Origin of the sequence: Paraburkholderia phenazinium (assembly GCF_900142845.1) — a bacterium.
GTDB lineage: Bacteria > Pseudomonadota > Gammaproteobacteria > Burkholderiales > Burkholderiaceae > Paraburkholderia > Paraburkholderia phenazinium_A.
The window spans coordinates 2101381-2117664 of the sequence record NZ_FSRU01000001.1 but is presented as its reverse complement, the minus strand read 5'-3'; the positions used below and the strand labels follow the sequence as shown (position 1 = coordinate 2117664).

Below are 16284 nucleotides of genomic sequence, written 5' to 3'. Positions count from 1 at the left end.
GCCGTCGACTTTTTTCCCCGAGTTCAACATGCGAAAACTGCTTTCCGTGGACCCAGCCAAAATTGGCCGGCCGCCGGGTCAGACATCGCCGGACGCGATACCGGAGGATCAGCGTGATGGAACGCCTGCCCCATTAAGGCTAGAACTCGAGCAACTACTTGGACCAGGACGCGTGTTGCATCGACTGGTCGACCTCGTTCGTTATGCCTCCGATGCCAGTCCATATAGGCTCGTGCCGCAGGCAGTGGTGGTCGCGCATGATGCGGACGACGTGGCAAAGGTTCTGGATTTCTGTGCGAAGTCAGGTCGGCACGCCACTTTTCGCGCTGCTGGGACAAGTCTGAACGGCCAGGCCCAATCCGATGGAATTCTCATCGATGTGCGCAAGTCTTTCAGCGGTATCAAGCGCATCGGAGCGGGAGGGCTTACGCTTACGGCGGGTGCAGGAACGATCCTTTCGCACGCAAACGCCCATCTGGCACCGCACGGACGCAAGATTGGTCCGGACCCGGCCAGTTCCGCGGCGTGCACGCTCGGTGGCGTAGTTGCAAACAATGCAGGTGGCATGCGATGCACCGTCACTCAGGATGCCTATCACACCGTTGCTGCAATGACGTTTGTGCTCGCGTCCGGAACGAAAGTCGACACGTCGGACCCCGACGCTGAAAGACATTTCCAGGCAAGCGAGCCCAAACTCGCAGAAGGACTATTGGCCTTACAGGCAGACATTCTCGCCGACGACGAACTCGTCAGGCGCATCCGGAAAAAATACTCCATCAGAAACACACATGGGTACCGGCTTAACGCATTCCTCGACGGTCACACTCCCCTTGAAATATTCCGTCGCTTACTGGTGGGCAGTGAGGGAACGCTTGGATTCATTGCGGACGTGACATTTGAAACCATCGAGCTCCCGGCAGTCACCAGCGTTGCATGGATTGCCGTTGCCTCAATCGATGACGCCATCGCGCTCGTGCCGGAGCTGGTTGCGCTCGGTGCGAGTGCCATCGAACTGATGGTCGCACCCGCGTTGCGAGCTGCGGGCGCCGCGTTCCACGGCACTCCTGAATACTGGAAAACGCTGGACTTGAAGGCGGCGGCGTTGCTCGTCGAACTTGGAGCCGGCGATGAGCAGAGCCTGACCGAAAAGCAGGCTCATGTCATGCATCTGACCGACAAAGTAACGCTGCAGGGAGACTTGACGTTTACCAGTCGTGCAGAGGCCGTGGAGCTTGCCTGGCATGTGCGGGAGGGTCTTCTGGGTCTGGTTGGAAAGCAGCGGCCGCAGGGCTCGATGCTGATAACGGAGGACGTCTGTTTTCCACCTCGACTGTTGGCACAGGCCGCTCACGACCTGCAGGCGCTTCTCGAGAAACACGGCTTTGTCCCTGGCGTGGCAGGGCATGCAGCCCACGGAAATCTGCACTTCACGCTCACCGCGCGACTTGACGAGGAAAACGATCGGGCCAGATATTCGAAGTTCATGGAGGAGCTGGTCGAACTCGTGGTGCGCAAATACGACGGTTCCCTGAAGGCCGAGCATGGAACCGGGCTGAACATGGCGCCGTATCTCGAGCACGAGTGGGGTGAGCGGGCGACCAGCATCATGTGGCGTGTCAAGGAGCTCGCCGACCCGAATGGCATTCTCGCGCCGAACGTCATCCTCACCGGGGACAAACAGATCCATCTGAAGTCTCTCAAGTCGCAGCCGCCCATAGACGGGATTGGCCCAGCCAGTCAGTGCATCGAATGTGGTTTTTGCGAGCCGGTATGTCCAAGCCGGAACGTCACGATGACACCACGGCAGCGTATCGTCGTGCGCAGGGAAATGGCGCGGCAGCCGGAAGACTCCCAGGTCTTGCGACGGCTCCAGGAGCAATACCAGTACGACGCTATCGAGACGTGTGCCGGAGACGGGACCTGTTCGCTGCCTTGCCCAATCGAAATCAACACGGGCGAACTCATGCGCGAGTTCCGTCGGCGCTCGCAGAGTGAGACCTCGGAACGCGTTGCGCTGTCCGTTGCGAGAAATTGGGCCACCGTCGAACGGGTGAGTACCGTTGCATTGACTGGAGCAAAGTACCTCGGAAACACGCTGGGCTGGCGGTCGATGAAAGCGATTGCCGACACGGCGCGCGAAATTGTGAGCACGGATATTCTTCCGACCGTCCCGGGACCCATGCCGAAGCCAGCTGCAACGCGAATGCCCGACACTACCCGCGAAGGCGCCGATGCCGTCTACTTCACTGCGTGCGTCAATCGCATGTTCGGTCGTGACCCGGATTCGCCTCGCGATGCAATATCTATCCAGGAAGCGCTCGTTCGAGTCTCACGTCGCGCGGGGAAAAATGTGTGGATTCCGCCGGACGTCAAAGGATTCTGCTGCGCGACACCATTTAGCTCAAAGGGTTACACGCAAGCGCATAGCTTTATGGCGACATCGATTATCCAGGCATTATGGCGATGGACTGATGAGGGACGATTGCCCGTCGTTGTGGATGCGGCATCCTGCACCCACGGTCTGGTCGGTGAGATCGCGCAGCATCTCGACGCCGGTCTACGCGAGCAACACGCGCGCCTCGAAATTATGGATTCGGTCACGTGGTGCGCGCGCCTGCTACCCAGCCTCAAGGTGACCACGCCAATGAAGCGTATCGTCCTGCACCCTACATGCGCGATGATGCACCTGAACCTGTCGGGGCAGCTCAAGGAGGTGGCGCAGCACGTGGCGCAGGAAGTGGTTATTCCGATTGGCGCGACTTGTTGCGGCACCGCGGGCGATAGAGGGCTTCTGCATCCGGAGCTCGTCGCCTCGGCCACAAGGGAAGAGCATGCATACGTGGAGGCGAACCCGGCCGATGCGTATGTCTCCTCAAACCGCACGTGCGAAATGGGTTTGAGACACGTCACCGGACGACCTTACGAGTCGTTTGTGTTCAGTCTAGAGCAATGCACCAGGGCGACCTGAATGGCACGCAACACCGCCTTTCGATGAGCGTCGCTGGTCTGTGCACGCTGGATGGAAACCAAGCTTCTGCGAGTATGGCAATGGCACGTGCTCGCCAGAATCAGGACATTCTTCGAGAAACATCGGTTCGATACACTGACATCGGAACCGCCGGCTGGGCGCACAGGCGGACGCACCCAGCAGCGACTGCTCACGTGAACGGGGAGGCAAGAGGGCAAAGACGGCGGCCGAATACATGGTGGGTGCGCTGGCAAAGGCGGGCATAAAGCGCATTTTTGGCGTCTTGGGCGACTCGTTGAGCGGATTCACAGACGCTCTGCGCCGCGCCGGTTCCATTGAGTGGGGTCACGTGCGGCACGGGGAAAGCGCGGCATTTGCCGCAGGTGCCGAAGCTCGCCTCGTACGAAGTACCAGCAGAGTTTGCCGTCCGCGCCGTCGACCTGATAGGTATGCTCGTACGAGGTACCTTTGCGGACGACTTGCAATCAGCGCGAACAGACGCGATCGCTCGTAGGGATGAGGTCAAGGAATCGTTGCTCGTCGACCTCCTCCCAGCTCTTGGCGATGAATCCAAGCATCCAGCGGTTCCACCGGTCGATGTCGCCGCGAGGCGTCACTCTTCAGATCGTGGAGGGTATGGCATCGACGATCCTGCAAAGTTGCCGTTTGTTCTCTCTCCGTGTTTCCTCGGCCGTTTGCATTCGTGAATATCAGCCGAGAGACCGTACCGCTTCACGATTTCTCCGTTCTCCTTCCACCTGGCGGTGGCCTTGCATTGAAACCAGTGCTACGTATCGTCCTTCCCGCGGATACGATGTACCGACAGTACGCGCCCCCCGTCTTGAGGGAGGTCTGCTAGGCCCCCATGGTCGCCGGCACGTTTTCCGCGTGCGGCAGGTCGCACCGGCCATTCTTTCTGCGGTCATCGCGCCGCCGCCCTGTGTACCCTTCGGCGCGCAGCTCTTTCACTCGCCCTGAGTGCCTCCTGAGTTTTGACGCTCTCATCGATCTTTACTGCGACGATGTATTAGTTGATGACTTTCCCGTGGTCATCAAGGAGAGGTTTGGCCGGCAAATGCTTCGAGCGGTACACCCCGTCGTGCTACAGCATTCTTGCGACGATATCGACCAGTTTGCGCGCCGCTAGACTTCTTGCTCTGGCTCTTCTTTCAAGCTAGCCGTTAGGCGGACTGCCCGGGCGGCGAGACAGGCATTGGACGTCAGTCCACGCGGCGGCGATGCCGATAGCAGCACGAACGATCGAATTGGAGGCAGGCCGTCCCAGTAACCCCGATTACTCTGCCGCGATTTTCCTCAGGCAGGGATTTCTCTTGCCTGTCGACCAAGTAGCTAGGTGAAAACACCTACCGTCCGAATCCAAAAAGCGCTTTGATTTCTTTCGATTCGAAACTAGAATCTTTCGAAACAAAAGCGTTTTCTTTCGAGATCGGAGACATGCTGTCAAACAAGAGTTCCCTGAGGCGGCGACTGCAAATCGTCGAAATGGTCCGCAAGCGCGGTGAGGTTTCTGTCGAGGAGCTCAGCCAGGCGTTCGACGTGTCGAGCGTAACCATCCGCACGGACCTGACTTATCTCGAGCAGCAGCGTTACCTCGTCCGGTCGTTCGGGAAGGCCCGCTATCTCTCGCAGAAGCTCGGGGACAATGTTTTGGTACCTGAGGCGGATGGAGCAACGCGAAAGGCATCTGAAACCACGATTGCCCGTTTTGCCGCCGAGGCCGTTGATGATCACGAGTCGCTAATGATGGGCGCGGGCGAGATCGTTCACAAAATCCTGCCGTTCCTCTCTGATCGGTCAAATCTTGCGTTGCTTGTGCAGGACATCGGGATGGCACAAACGGCACAGCGCTATTTGCATTGCGAGCTACTGTTGACGGGTGGCCAACTCGAAGAGAACACCACGGTCATGACGGGCCCTGACGCAGAAGCCTCGGTGACGCGACGCTCAGTTGACCTGTGTTTCCTGGAGGCCTCGGGACTTGACCGCGACGGCAACCTGCTTTGCGCAGACCCTACAGTGGCTCGCGTGCTTGAGGCAGCGCGGCGAGCGGCTGCCAGAACGATCGTCGTTGCGTACCAGCCGCAGCTAAATGAGCGCGATGGGGAAGTTTTCGCGAACGTTGCCGATGTGGACGCGCTACTTATTGATGACGGCATCGATCCACCGACAATGGAACTGATGCCTCGCAAAGGACTTCAGTTGCACAGAAGGGAAAGCGGAATCCTTGAGTTCCGTAAATCCACCACTTAGCTCTATCAGTGGAAGAGACAAATGAAGTTGATGCCCCAAACCCTTGCAGTCGCCCCGGTAGCCGTCACGACTTCTCGATCGACGATGATCGTTTCGCTGCGCTCGGTAATGCTACTTGTCTCGGTATCGCCATACCCATCTGGATTCTGGGCATCCTGCTGGTCGTCAATCACTTTGTACTGTCGAAAACCGTATTTGGCCGCAAGGCGTATCTCGCTGGCGGGAATCTCGAAGCAGCGCTGTATTCGGGCATCAATGTAAAAGGGTTGCGGATTGTCATTTTCGTGATCTCGGGGCTGATGGCGAGCATCGGGAGCGCGCTGATGACTTCGCGCCTGTATTCGGCACAGCCCAATGCGGGTCCAGGTTATGAACTGGACGCGATTGCGGGGCCCGTGCTTGGTGGTACGAGTCTGAGCGGTGGTTACAGCACGATCGCGGGCACGTTGATCGGCGCGCTCATCATTGGCGTTATCAACAACGGTATGAATCTGCTGATTGTTCCCTACCTTTATCAACTGATCGTAAAGGGCGTCGTGATTCTCGTCGCCGTTTGCATCGACGTTCAAATGAAGAAGCGCCATGCCTAACACTGAACTGCATAAGGCCGGTAAAGCTGGCTACATCCTGACGATGGGCGAAATCCTCGTCGAAATCATGGCCACCGAGCGTGGACAGTCATTCCGTAAGCCCGGCACGCTTGTCGGACCATACGCGAGCGGTGCGCCCGCCATCTTCATTGATCAGGTTGCGAAAGCAGGTAGCCGCTGCGCCATGATCGGTTGCGTCGGCGATGATGACTTCGGTGGACTCAATGTCGATCGCCTGCGTGCTGATGGCGTTGATGTCTCGGGAATCTCGGTCATCAAGACTGCGACAACGGGCAGTGCATTTGTCACATACCGTGAGGACGGCGATCGGGACTTTATCTACAACATCTCGAACAGCGCCTCTGGGCATCTCTCCGTCGGCAATATCCGGGACGATCTGCTCAAGGAATGCCGTCACTTTCACGTAATGGGTTCGTCGCTGTTTTCTTTCCGCATCATCGAAGCAATGAAGAAGGTCATTGAGGCCGTCAAAGGATATGGCGGCACAGTTAGTTTTGACCCGAACATCCGGAAGGAGATGCTCCGCATCCCTGAGATGCGCGAGGCGCTCGACTTCATTTTGGATTACACAGATGTCTTCTTGCCAAGTGGCCACGAGGTGATGCTGCTCGCCAGTGCAGGCAGCGAACGGGGCGCCATCGAAGAGCTTTTGAAGCGCGGCGTGCGTGAAGTCGTGGTCAAACGAGGAAAGGAGGGATGCAGTTACTACGACGGAGCAACCGAACTGAGCCTCCCTGCATTGGCGGTCGAGGAGATTGATCCGACCGGAGCCGGCGACTGTTTCGGTGGGACGTACATTGCCTGTCGCGCTCAAGGCTTCGGCATCGAGAAGGCGTTGACCTATGCATGCGCGGCCGGCGCCCGGGCAGTTACATTTCGCGGCCCGATGGAGGGCACGGCTACGCTGGCTCAACTCGACGAGTTTATCGCGCAAACTTCGGAGCAAGATCATGACTAACGTTGTCTCGCGCCTCTTCGGAGATGAGCGCGCAGCTCAGAAGCTCAGGGGTATCTATTCGATCTGCTCGGCGCATCCATGGGTGCTCGGCGCAGCAATGAAACAGGCGCTCGACGACGATACGCCCCTGCTGGTCGAGTCGACGTCGAACCAGGTCGACCAGTTTGGTGGTTACACGGGCATGAAGCCGGCGGATTTCGTGCGCTTTGTCCATCTTATTGCCGATCGCGTTGGGCTGCCACGCGAGCGGCTGATCCTCGGTGGCGATCATCTCGGACCGAATGCATGGCGCAGCATGCCTGCAGAAGAAGCCATGGAACGCGCGGAGGCTCTCATTGATGCCTACGTGGCGGCGGGGTTCACGAAAATTCACCTGGACACCAGCATGAGTTGCGCTGGCGATCCAGAGCGTCTCACAGACGACATCGTGGCGGAGAGAGCCTCCCGCCTGTGTGCAATCGCCGAAGCAACTGCCGGGCGCGAAGGCAAAGCCGAAAAGCCGGTGTATATCATTGGTACGGAGGTTCCGGTCCCAGGTGGCGCCGCCGAAGAGCTGGATACCGTTGAAGTAACCAATCCGGACGCCGCACTGGATACCGTCGCGGTTCACCGCAACGCGTGGCGTGATCGAGGTCTTGACGCTGCGTGGCAACGTGTGATCGCCCTCGTCGTTCAACCGGGCGTCGAGTTCGATCATACGAAGGTAGTAGATTACAAGCCTGAGCTTGCCGCAAAACTTTCCAATGTTCTAGACCAGTTACCGGGCATCGTCTTCGAGGCTCATTCCACTGACTATCAAAAGCCAGAGTCCCTCGCCGCGCTGGTGAGAGATGGCTTTGCAATCCTGAAAGTGGGCCCTGGAGTCACCTTCGCCCTGCGCGAAGCACTCTACGCGCTTTCCGACATCGAAGTCGAGCTCGTTGCCGCAGATGCAAGGTCGAACCTGCGCGAGGTAGTCGAGAAGGTCATGCTTTCCAAACCCGGTAACTGGGAGAAGTATTACCACGGCGACGAGCCGGAAAAGCGGTTGCTGAGAACTTACAGCTATAGCGACCGCGTCAGATATTACTGGGCGGACCGGGAAATCGACGCGGCGGCTCAGAAGCTGATCAAGAACCTGACGGACGTCACCATTTCCGAGAACCTGCTTAGCCGCTACCTGCCTGAACAATACTGGCAATTGAGGCGCGGGCTGATCGATGCGTCTCCGATGAACCTCATCCAGAGCAAGATTCGCGAAGTCATTGGTGTGTACGCTGCTGCGTGCGCAGCATGACACGCCCCTCGCTCAGACAGGTTGAAGTTCGCAATGAAACCTGAATCCTTTGCCTTCGTTCTGGTCGACGCAACAGGGTAATTGGTAGCTGCAGGATGAGAGCCAGCGACGGGCGGGAATTGATGCCATGACGTCTATTGAATCTAAGTAGTATTCCTGATTGTCTGGTCAGACGGGTATAGAGAGGGACGCTTTCCATTTGAGGAGGTGCAGGATGCAACTGAAAGACAAGATTGCCATCGTGACAGGTGGAGCAACGGGCATCGGCGAGTCGGTTGTTCGCCGATATCTGAATGAGGGAGCCAAGGTCGTTGTCGTTGATGTCAAGCCGAAATCGGAGCTGGAAGCGACCTACACCGATGCTCAGAAAAGTCATCTGCTGCTGCTCCAGGCGGATGTAACCAGGCGCGACAGCATCGAGGGCATTGTACGGTCTACGATCGACCAATTCGGGCGCGTCGACGTTCTCTTCAATAACGCTGCCGTATTCGATATGCGTCCGTTGCTGGACGAGTCATGGGAAATCTTCGACCGGATCTTCGCCGTGAACGTTAAAGGGATGTTCTTCCTGATGCAGCGGGTCGCCCAGCAGATGGTGGATCAGGGCCGCGGCGGCAAGATCATCAACATGGCGTCTCAGGCTGGACGCCGAGGCGAAGCACTGGTATCGCACTATTGCGCCAGCAAGGCGGCCGTCATCAGTTATACGCAGTCGGCTGCGCTCGCGCTTGCGCCTCATCGCATCAATGTCAACGGCATCGCACCGGGCGTCATTGACACTCCAATGTGGAAAGACGTTGATGCTCTCTTTGCGCGTTACGAGAACCGCCCGATCGGCGAGAAGAAGCGCTTGGTAGGCGAGTCAGTCCCGCTAGGTCGCATGGGCCGACCCGACGAACTGACCGGCGCGGCGGTCTTCCTCGCTTCCACAGACGCTGATTACATCACCGCACAGACGCTCAACGTCGATGGAGGAAACTGGATGAGTTAGAGACAGCGTGCGCCGGGACGATGCAGTTATCTAGCCATTTCTTAACCAAAGGCTCAGGAGGATGCTTGTGACTATCAATTCGAACACGGCTTACCGTTTCGCCGATACAGTCGTCGCCATCACCGGCGCGGCGGCCGGTATCGGCCGAACGACGGCGGAATTATTTGCGCAAGCTGGTGCGTCCGTGGCGCTAATGGATATCTCTCCGGCTGTCTTGGAGGTCGCATCGGCGCTGGGACCGACGCATCAGGGCTGGATCGTCGACGTAAGCGTTGCCGATTCGGTCGCGCGGGTAGCGAAGGAAGTTATCGCACGATTCGGCCGTGTGGACGTGCTGGTCAACAACGCAGGCATTGGTCCGCTGGCCTCCGCCGAAGACTTTCCGCTAGCGACCTGGGACAAGACGATTGCCGTTAACCTCACCGGGACATTTCTGGTGGCCCGCGCGTTCGCACCGGGGATGATTGCGGGTAGGCACGGAAGGATCATCAATCTGGCGTCGCAGGCTGCCGTGATTGGCATTGACGGGCATCTTGCCTATTGCGCAAGCAAGGCTGGAGTGATCGGGCTGACAAATTGCATGGCTCTCGAATGGGCGCCTCAAGGTGTCACGGTCAACGCGGTTTCACCGACGGTGGTTGAAACAGAACTCGGGTTGACCGGGTGGGCGGGTGAAACGGGTGATCGCGCACGCGCGATGATCCCGACCCGCCGGTTTGCCAAGCCGGCTGAAATTGCTTCCGCCATTCTGTATCTGGCGAGCGGCGAGGCGGCCATGATCAATGGTGCGAATCTCCTTATTGACGGTGGATACACCATTACGTGAGTTGCGGGAAGCAGTGGGTAGCGGACGGGATAGCGGTCTCGTATGGCGCTCGAATCAGGTATGGCAAAGCGCCGCATCGTGGAAGACGTAGGGAAATAAGCTGTTAGTGCGAAGGGAGTTGTGAAGCGAAAATCCTGATGGAATGAGGAGGTGTTTTGCATACAGCTTCCGTTCCATGGGTATTGTGGTCCTGCAGCCGGTTCTACCCGCTCAACGGAAGTTCCGGTACGAAGTCCATTCTTGATGGAAGCTGAGGAGACGAAAATGAATGCGAAATCTTACATCAATCGCCGTGCTCTGCCTGCGTTCTGCAAACGATTGGCCATGGTAGCGGCCGTCTGCGGCGTGCTGGGCATAAGCGGAGCGCATGCAACAACGCTGACGATTGGGGTTCCCAACAACAACGACCAGATCGAGCTGAAGAAGCTTTCGGCAGCGTTCGAGAAGGCGAACCCGGATATCAAGCTTAACTGGCTGATTCTTGAGGAAAACGTACTACGTCAGAGATTGACGACTGACATTACGACTAACAGCGGCCAGTTCGATGTGCTCATGATTGGTTTGTATGAAGCGCCGCTTTGGGCGAAGCGCGGCTGGCTCGTTCCGCTGAACAATTTGCCGCCCGAATACGATGTCAATGATTTGTTCAAGACTGTCCGCGATGGTTTGTCTTATAACGGGACGCTATATGCGCTGCCGTTCAACGCAGAGAGTTCGATGACGTTTTACCGCAAGGACCTGTTTGCGTCGAAAGGCCTGACTATGCCGGCCCAGCCTACCTACGAGCAGATCTCGCAGTTTGCCGACAAGCTGACCGACAAGGCCAACGGTGTCTATGGCATCTGCCTGCGTGGCAAGGCGGGATGGGGCGAGAACATGGCCTATGTCGGTACGCTCGTCAACACATATGGCGGCCGTTGGTTTGACGAGAAATGGCAGCCGCAGATCACGTCGCCAGAGTGGAAGAATGCGATCACCTTTTACGTGAACCTGCTCAAGCGTGATGGTGCCCCCGGAGCTAGTTCGAACGGTTTCAACGAGAATCTTTCACTAATGACGGGCGGAAAGTGTGCGATGTGGGTGGATGCTACCACTGCAGCGGGCATTCTCTACAATCCCAAGGAATCGTCTGTGTCCGATAAGGTGGGTTTTGCATCGGCGCCTGTGCAGGCGACACCCAACGGATCGCATTGGCTTTGGTCATGGGCGTTCGCGGTTCCGAAGACGTCGCGTTCGCAGGACGCCGCGAAGAAGTTCGTGGAATGGGCGACTTCGAAGGAATATATCAAGTTGGTCGGATCGGATCTTGGTTGGGCTTCGTTACCCCCGGGTACCCGGATGTCTACCTATCAGATACCCGAGTACACGCAAGCGGCGCCGTTCGCTGAATTTGTGCGCAAGGCGATTGAAACTGCCGATCCTACGCATCCGACCGCAAAGCCTGTTCCGTACACGGGCGTCCAGTTCGTCGCGATACCTGAATTCCAGTCGTTCGGCACAACCGTCGGACAGAGCATCGCAGGTGCGCTGGCCGGACAGACGTCCGTGGATGAGGCACTTCAGACTGGTCAAGCAGCCACGGAGCGTGCAGTCCGGCAGGCGGGATATCTGAAGTAAAGCCGCATTGTTATGAAGTTCGGAGGCGCTGGCAACGGCCAGCGCCGCTGCGAACCCTGAAAGTGAGGCGATCATGCAGCAAGCTGCTTCTCCCGCTCAACCGCCAGTGGCGGCCGCCAGTGGATTGGACCATAAGGGCGCGTCGTCCTCACGCTGGCTAGTCATGCCGTCCACCGCTGTACTGGTACTGTGGATGGCGATCCCGTTGGCGATGACGATCTGGTTTTCGTTCTCGCACTACAACCTGCTCAATCCCGACGAGAAGGGTTTTGCCGGGATCGACAACTACAAGTACCTTGCTACAGACCCGTCGTTTGGACCGTCGATCGGGCACACGCTCGAACTCATTATCTCCACGCTGGTGATTACGGTAGTGGGCGGCGTGCTGATGTCGGTGTTGTTCGACCGTAAGTTCTACGGCCAGGGTGTCGCACGGCTGCTGGCGATTGCGCCGTTCTTCGTGATGCCGACGGTCAGCGCGCTGATCTGGAAGAACATGATCCTGCATCCGGTGTATGGCCTGATTGCGCAGGGTATGCGCGCCATAGGCATGCAGCCGATCGACTGGTTCGCCGACTATCCGCTCACCGCGATCATCATGATCGTCTCGTGGCAGTGGTTACCGTTCGCGTTCCTGATTTTGTTCACTGCCATCCAGTCGCTCGACCAGGAGCAGAAGGAAGCGGCCAAGATCGACGGCGCGGGTGCCTTCTCGATGTTCTTCTACATCACACTGCCTCACCTGAAACGGGCGATTGCAGTGGTGGTGATGATGGAGACCATTTTCCTGCTGTCGATCTTCGCTGAAATCTATACGACGACAGGCGGCGGCCCAGGCACGGCGACCACCAATCTGTCTTACCTGATCTATTCGCTCGGCCTGCAACAGTTCGACGTGGGCCTCGCCTCGGCCGGCGGGATTCTCGCTGTAGTGCTGGCGAACATCGTGTCGTTCTTCCTTGTCCGCATGCTCGCGAAGAACCTGAAAGGGGAGTACGAAAAATGAGCCACGTTGCCGCTTCACCTGTTTCGTCGTCGACCACGTCGTCGAAGAACGCGCCGTGGGCCGTCTTCAAGCGCACGATTCCTGGTGTGTTCGCATGGCTGATCGCGTTGCTGCTGTTCTTCCCGATCTTCTGGATGACGATTACCGCGTTCAAGACCGAGCAGCAGGCTTATGCGTCGTCGCTGTTTTTCATCCCGACGCTGGACAGCTTCCGTGAGGTGTTCGCACGCAGCAACTATTTCGCGTTCGCGTGGAATTCGGTGCTGATTTCGGCGGGCGTCACGGTGCTGTGTCTGTTGCTCGCCGTGCCGTGTGCTTACGCGATGGCGTTCTTTCCGACCCGCCGCACGCAGAAGCTGCTGCTGTGGATGCTGTCGACGAAGATGATGCCGTCGGTGGGCGTGCTGGTGCCGATCTATCTGCTGTGGAAGAACTCCGGGCTGCTCGATACGGTGTCGGGGCTCGTGATCGTCTACACGCTGATCAATCTGCCGATTGCGGTGTGGATGACCTTCACGTACTTCGCCGAGATTCCGCGCGATATTCTTGAAGCAGGCCGCATGGATGGCGCGGCGACCTGGCAGGAAATCGTCTTCCTGCTGATGCCGATGTCGCTGCCGGGCCTGGCTTCCACGGCGCTGCTGCTGGTAATCCTGTCGTGGAACGAGGCGTTCTGGAGTATCAACCTGTCCAGTTCGAACGCGGCGCCGCTGACGGTGTTTATCGCGTCGTACTCGAGTCCTGAAGGGTTGTTCTGGGCCAAGCTTTCGGCCGCTTCGCTGCTGGCGGTGGCGCCGATCCTGATTGTCGGCTGGCTGTCGCAGAAGCAGCTGGTGCGTGGGCTGACGTTCGGGGCGGTTAAATGACCGGTAACCCCGTGACCGGTACCCGGCTGGCATTGATCTGCGATTGTGATGGTGTACGGATCGACAGCGAAGCGCGCGAGCGCGGAATCGCATTGAGGCGGCACGAAGACCGCATTGAGACGGCCTGTTGGGCGGCGTGAACGTGAGAAGGTGAAATTGGACACCCCTGGCAGACACTTTCAAACTGGATTAGCTTAGTACGAACAATACACGGAGACACATCATGGCAAGCTTGACTCTGCGCAATATCAGAAAGGCCTACGACGACAATGAAGTGATGCGCGACGTCAATCTGGACATCGCGGACGGTGAGTTCGTTGTGTTCGTGGGCCCGAGCGGCTGCGGGAAATCGACGCTGATGCGCATGATCGCCGGCCTCGAAGACATCACCAGCGGCGATCTGAATATCGACGGCACGCGCGTGAACGACGTGCCGCCGGCCAAGCGCGGCATTGCGATGGTGTTCCAGTCATACGCGCTTTATCCGCACATGACGCTGTACGACAACATGGCGTTCGGGCTGAAGCTTGCCGGCACCAAGAAGCCGGAGATCGACGCGGCGGTGCGCAATGCAGCGAAGATCCTGCACATCGACCACCTGCTCGACCGCAAGCCCAAGCAGTTGTCGGGCGGCCAGCGGCAACGCGTGGCCATCGGCCGTGCGATTACGCGCAAGCCGAAGGTGTTCCTGTTCGACGAACCGCTGTCGAACCTCGATGCCGCGCTGCGCGTGAAGATGCGCCTGGAGTTCGCCCGTCTGCACGACGAGCTGAAGACCACGATGATCTACGTGACGCACGATCAGGTCGAGGCCATGACGCTGGCGGACAAGATCGTGGTGCTGTCGGCGGGCAATGTCGAGCAGGTCGGTAGCCCAACAATGCTGTATCACGCGCCGGCCAACCGCTTCGTGGCAGGCTTTATCGGCTCGCCGAAAATGAATTTCATGGAGGGCGTGGTGCAGTCGGTTACGCACGACGGCGTCACGGTGCGCTACGAAACCGGCGAGACCCAGCGCGTTGCAGTGGAGCCGGGCACGGTGAAGCAGGGCGACAAGGTGACGGTTGGGATTCGCCCCGAGCATCTGCACGTCGGCAACACCGATGACGGCATTTCAGCCCGCACGATGGCGATCGAATCCCTCGGTGACGCGGCCTATCTGTACGCGGAATCGGGCGTATCGCCGGAAGGCCTGATTGCGCGTATTCCGCCGCTTGAACGGCATACGAAGGGCGAGACGCAGAAGCTCGGCGCGACGCCCGAGCATTGCCATCTGTTCGATGCCGGCGGGAAAGCATTCCAGCGCAAGATTGTCGAGGTGCTGGCGGCCTGATGAGGGTGGGGCGCGTTGGTCGCGCCCTCTTTCTCGGGCTATGCCGTTCGCGCACGGAACGCGCCGAATCTAGGCCCAAAAACCGTAGGTCGTTGAGCGTCGCGGTCACCGCGTGGTGCTTGCACGCCTCACCAGGGAAGCTACTCGCTGACGTTGTCTGGCGACAGAAGAAGCGCGGCCGGGCGGGTTGCTGCGCTGGTGTCCACACCATATTCGCGCGAGGTTCGCGGCCGCTGCGTTGGGTCGTGGCAAGCAGATGGACGACGCTCGCCTCTTTGGCCCGTGATGTCGAGTTCTGGCATGAAGTGCCGCGAGGCCAGAGCGGACATCGTGATGGCAAGGGCGGCGAACCGCTGATCCGCAAGGGCGTCGACGGCGAGAACTGGCCTTTGAATGGCCGCCTGACGGCGATGAATACTCCTCCGGTGTAGTGCGCTTCCGCATACTCCTCTGCGGTAGGGCTTGCCGCTTTAAAAAAACTGCGATTCGCAGTCGAGTGCTCTCAGTTGATTTCGTAGCTCTTGTCTTCTACCTTGAGAAAGGTTTTGATTCCTCGATTCATGAGTTCAAAACCGATGTCATGAGGCCGCTTGCTATGGCTGGGGATAACGGCAGCATATACGTTGACTCCACCGTAAAAACACAGATGAAACAGGTACAGACCGAACTGGTCCGGCTCTGTGACGCTGTAAAAGAATACGTCTGGATTTTTTCCGTATCGTGTCTTTTCAGCCAGATCGAGGCTTGCCCGGTGCTCGATGAATTCTGAGAAACTCCTGGCACTCCGGTCAGAATGGAAGAGAAAACCCAAAAATGGACGGACCTCGCCCACCAGAGGCTCTGCAAAGTGATGGAAATGCAAACCGCGAACAATGTGATTGAAGCAACGGTGAAGCCTCTGCGCGTCGGGGGTTCCCCAGATCACCTCCAAAAACCGGTTGTTGTTGAGATCAATTTTTAACGAATGACTTTTCTTGACGAGGACCTTGTCGAGCAGTCGATTTGAGCTGCGTCGGATTGCACGGTCCACCTTCGTCATCCGATGGTGATAACCGATTGAGTTATTGCCAATGATGCCCGCGAGGCTCACCATCAGGAACTGGTCGTCATCCGACTTGGCTGTGTTATGGAGCGGGCAGGAGGGGACGGTAACAAGGTCGATCCTATAGTTTCTTCCCTGAACATCTTTCGCCTCCGGAAATAGCGCACGCGGCGGGACATGCTCCGTCGTTGTGCCCTCGGCTTCGCACATATAACAGCGGGTAAATTGCATTCAGACCATCCAGTTTTTTTGAGAAACGAGGAGGCAGCACGGATGCAGAGAATCGAGCAGGGAGATCCGTCCAACCTTCATGTCCTTTATGGCCCTAGGTGATCTCCATGCTCGATCGCCCGCTTGCCTCACGCAGCCAGCCCCCATCACATGTCGGCCAGCATCGGATATCGTTTGGCACCTTCTTTGGTCGCATCCGTCATGTCACCTTTGCTTCGGTGCAACACGAAACAAGCACAGGACCTGATGACGGTTTTGCCGGGATATTTTAGCGTTCTCAGCGGGCAG

At 58.1% G+C, this 16284-nt stretch carries 14 protein-coding genes; 13 read left to right on the top strand and 1 reads right to left on the bottom strand.

The features are described 5' to 3' along the window. The first annotated feature begins 28 nt into the window (after positions 1 to 28). From BUS12_RS09215 to BUS12_RS38095, 13 genes are all read left to right on the top strand, one after another. A complete protein-coding gene (locus BUS12_RS09215; protein WP_074295410.1) occupies positions 29 to 2968 on the top strand; it encodes an FAD-binding and (Fe-S)-binding domain-containing protein in 2940 nt (979 codons plus the stop codon). 154 nt (positions 2969 to 3122) lie between these two features. Further along, complete coding sequence (locus tag BUS12_RS09210; RefSeq protein ID WP_290439571.1) at positions 3123 to 3482, top strand: thiamine pyrophosphate-binding protein; 360 nt, start codon at positions 3123 to 3125, stop codon at positions 3480 to 3482. Between the two features lie 875 nt (positions 3483 to 4357). Further along, a complete protein-coding gene (locus BUS12_RS09200) occupies positions 4358 to 5239 on the top strand; it encodes a DeoR/GlpR family DNA-binding transcription regulator (protein WP_253190044.1) in 882 nt (293 codons plus the stop codon). Between the two features lie 8 nt (positions 5240 to 5247). Further along, the gene (locus tag BUS12_RS09195; protein ID WP_253190043.1) at positions 5248 to 5829 is read left to right on the top strand and encodes an ABC transporter permease; all 582 of its coding nucleotides are present in this window, start codon (positions 5248 to 5250) and stop codon (positions 5827 to 5829) included. Next, positions 5822 to 6808, top strand: a complete 987-nt coding sequence (locus BUS12_RS09190) for a tagatose kinase (protein WP_074295406.1) — start codon at positions 5822 to 5824, stop codon at positions 6806 to 6808. The genes BUS12_RS09195 and BUS12_RS09190 overlap by 8 nt, the downstream gene beginning before the upstream one ends. Beyond that, on the top strand, positions 6801 to 8084 hold the full coding sequence (locus tag BUS12_RS09185; protein ID WP_074295405.1) for a D-tagatose-bisphosphate aldolase, class II, non-catalytic subunit: 1284 nt from the start codon (positions 6801 to 6803) through the stop codon (positions 8082 to 8084). Before BUS12_RS09190 ends, BUS12_RS09185 begins: the two co-directional genes overlap by 8 nt. Before the next feature lie 214 nt (positions 8085 to 8298). Continuing rightward, positions 8299 to 9075 carry an L-iditol 2-dehydrogenase gene (locus BUS12_RS09180; protein WP_074295404.1) on the top strand — a complete coding sequence of 259 codons (777 nt, stop codon included), beginning with the start codon at positions 8299 to 8301 and terminating at the stop codon, positions 9073 to 9075. 67 nt (positions 9076 to 9142) lie between these two features. Then, entirely contained in the window at positions 9143 to 9901 is a 759-nt protein-coding gene (locus BUS12_RS09175; RefSeq protein ID WP_253190042.1) for a GolD/DthD family dehydrogenase, read from the top strand. Between the two features lie 324 nt (positions 9902 to 10225). Then, entirely contained in the window at positions 10226 to 11518 is a 1293-nt protein-coding gene (locus BUS12_RS09170) for an ABC transporter substrate-binding protein (RefSeq protein ID WP_074297304.1), read from the top strand. 73 nt (positions 11519 to 11591) lie between these two features. Further along, on the top strand, positions 11592 to 12524 hold the full coding sequence (locus BUS12_RS09165; RefSeq protein WP_143788287.1) for a carbohydrate ABC transporter permease: 933 nt from the start codon (positions 11592 to 11594) through the stop codon (positions 12522 to 12524). Beyond that, the gene (locus BUS12_RS09160; RefSeq protein ID WP_074295401.1) at positions 12521 to 13390 is read left to right on the top strand and encodes a carbohydrate ABC transporter permease; all 870 of its coding nucleotides are present in this window, start codon (positions 12521 to 12523) and stop codon (positions 13388 to 13390) included. The genes BUS12_RS09165 and BUS12_RS09160 overlap by 4 nt, the downstream gene beginning before the upstream one ends. Positions 13391 to 13613: 223 nt before the next feature. Then, positions 13614 to 14723 carry an ABC transporter ATP-binding protein gene (locus BUS12_RS09155; RefSeq protein WP_074295400.1) on the top strand — a complete coding sequence of 370 codons (1110 nt, stop codon included), beginning with the start codon at positions 13614 to 13616 and terminating at the stop codon, positions 14721 to 14723. 245 nt (positions 14724 to 14968) lie between these two features. Continuing rightward, positions 14969 to 15154 (top strand): hypothetical protein, encoded by a 186-nt coding sequence (locus BUS12_RS38095; RefSeq protein WP_143788286.1) that lies wholly within the window; start codon positions 14969 to 14971, stop codon positions 15152 to 15154. A 71-nt stretch (positions 15155 to 15225) separates the two neighbouring features. Here BUS12_RS38095 and BUS12_RS09150 read toward each other — a convergent pair whose 3' ends face one another. Further along, positions 15226 to 15996, bottom strand: coding sequence for a hypothetical protein (locus BUS12_RS09150; protein ID WP_074295399.1), 771 nt, complete (start codon positions 15994 to 15996; stop codon positions 15226 to 15228). Positions 15997 to 16284: the final 288 nt, after the last annotated feature.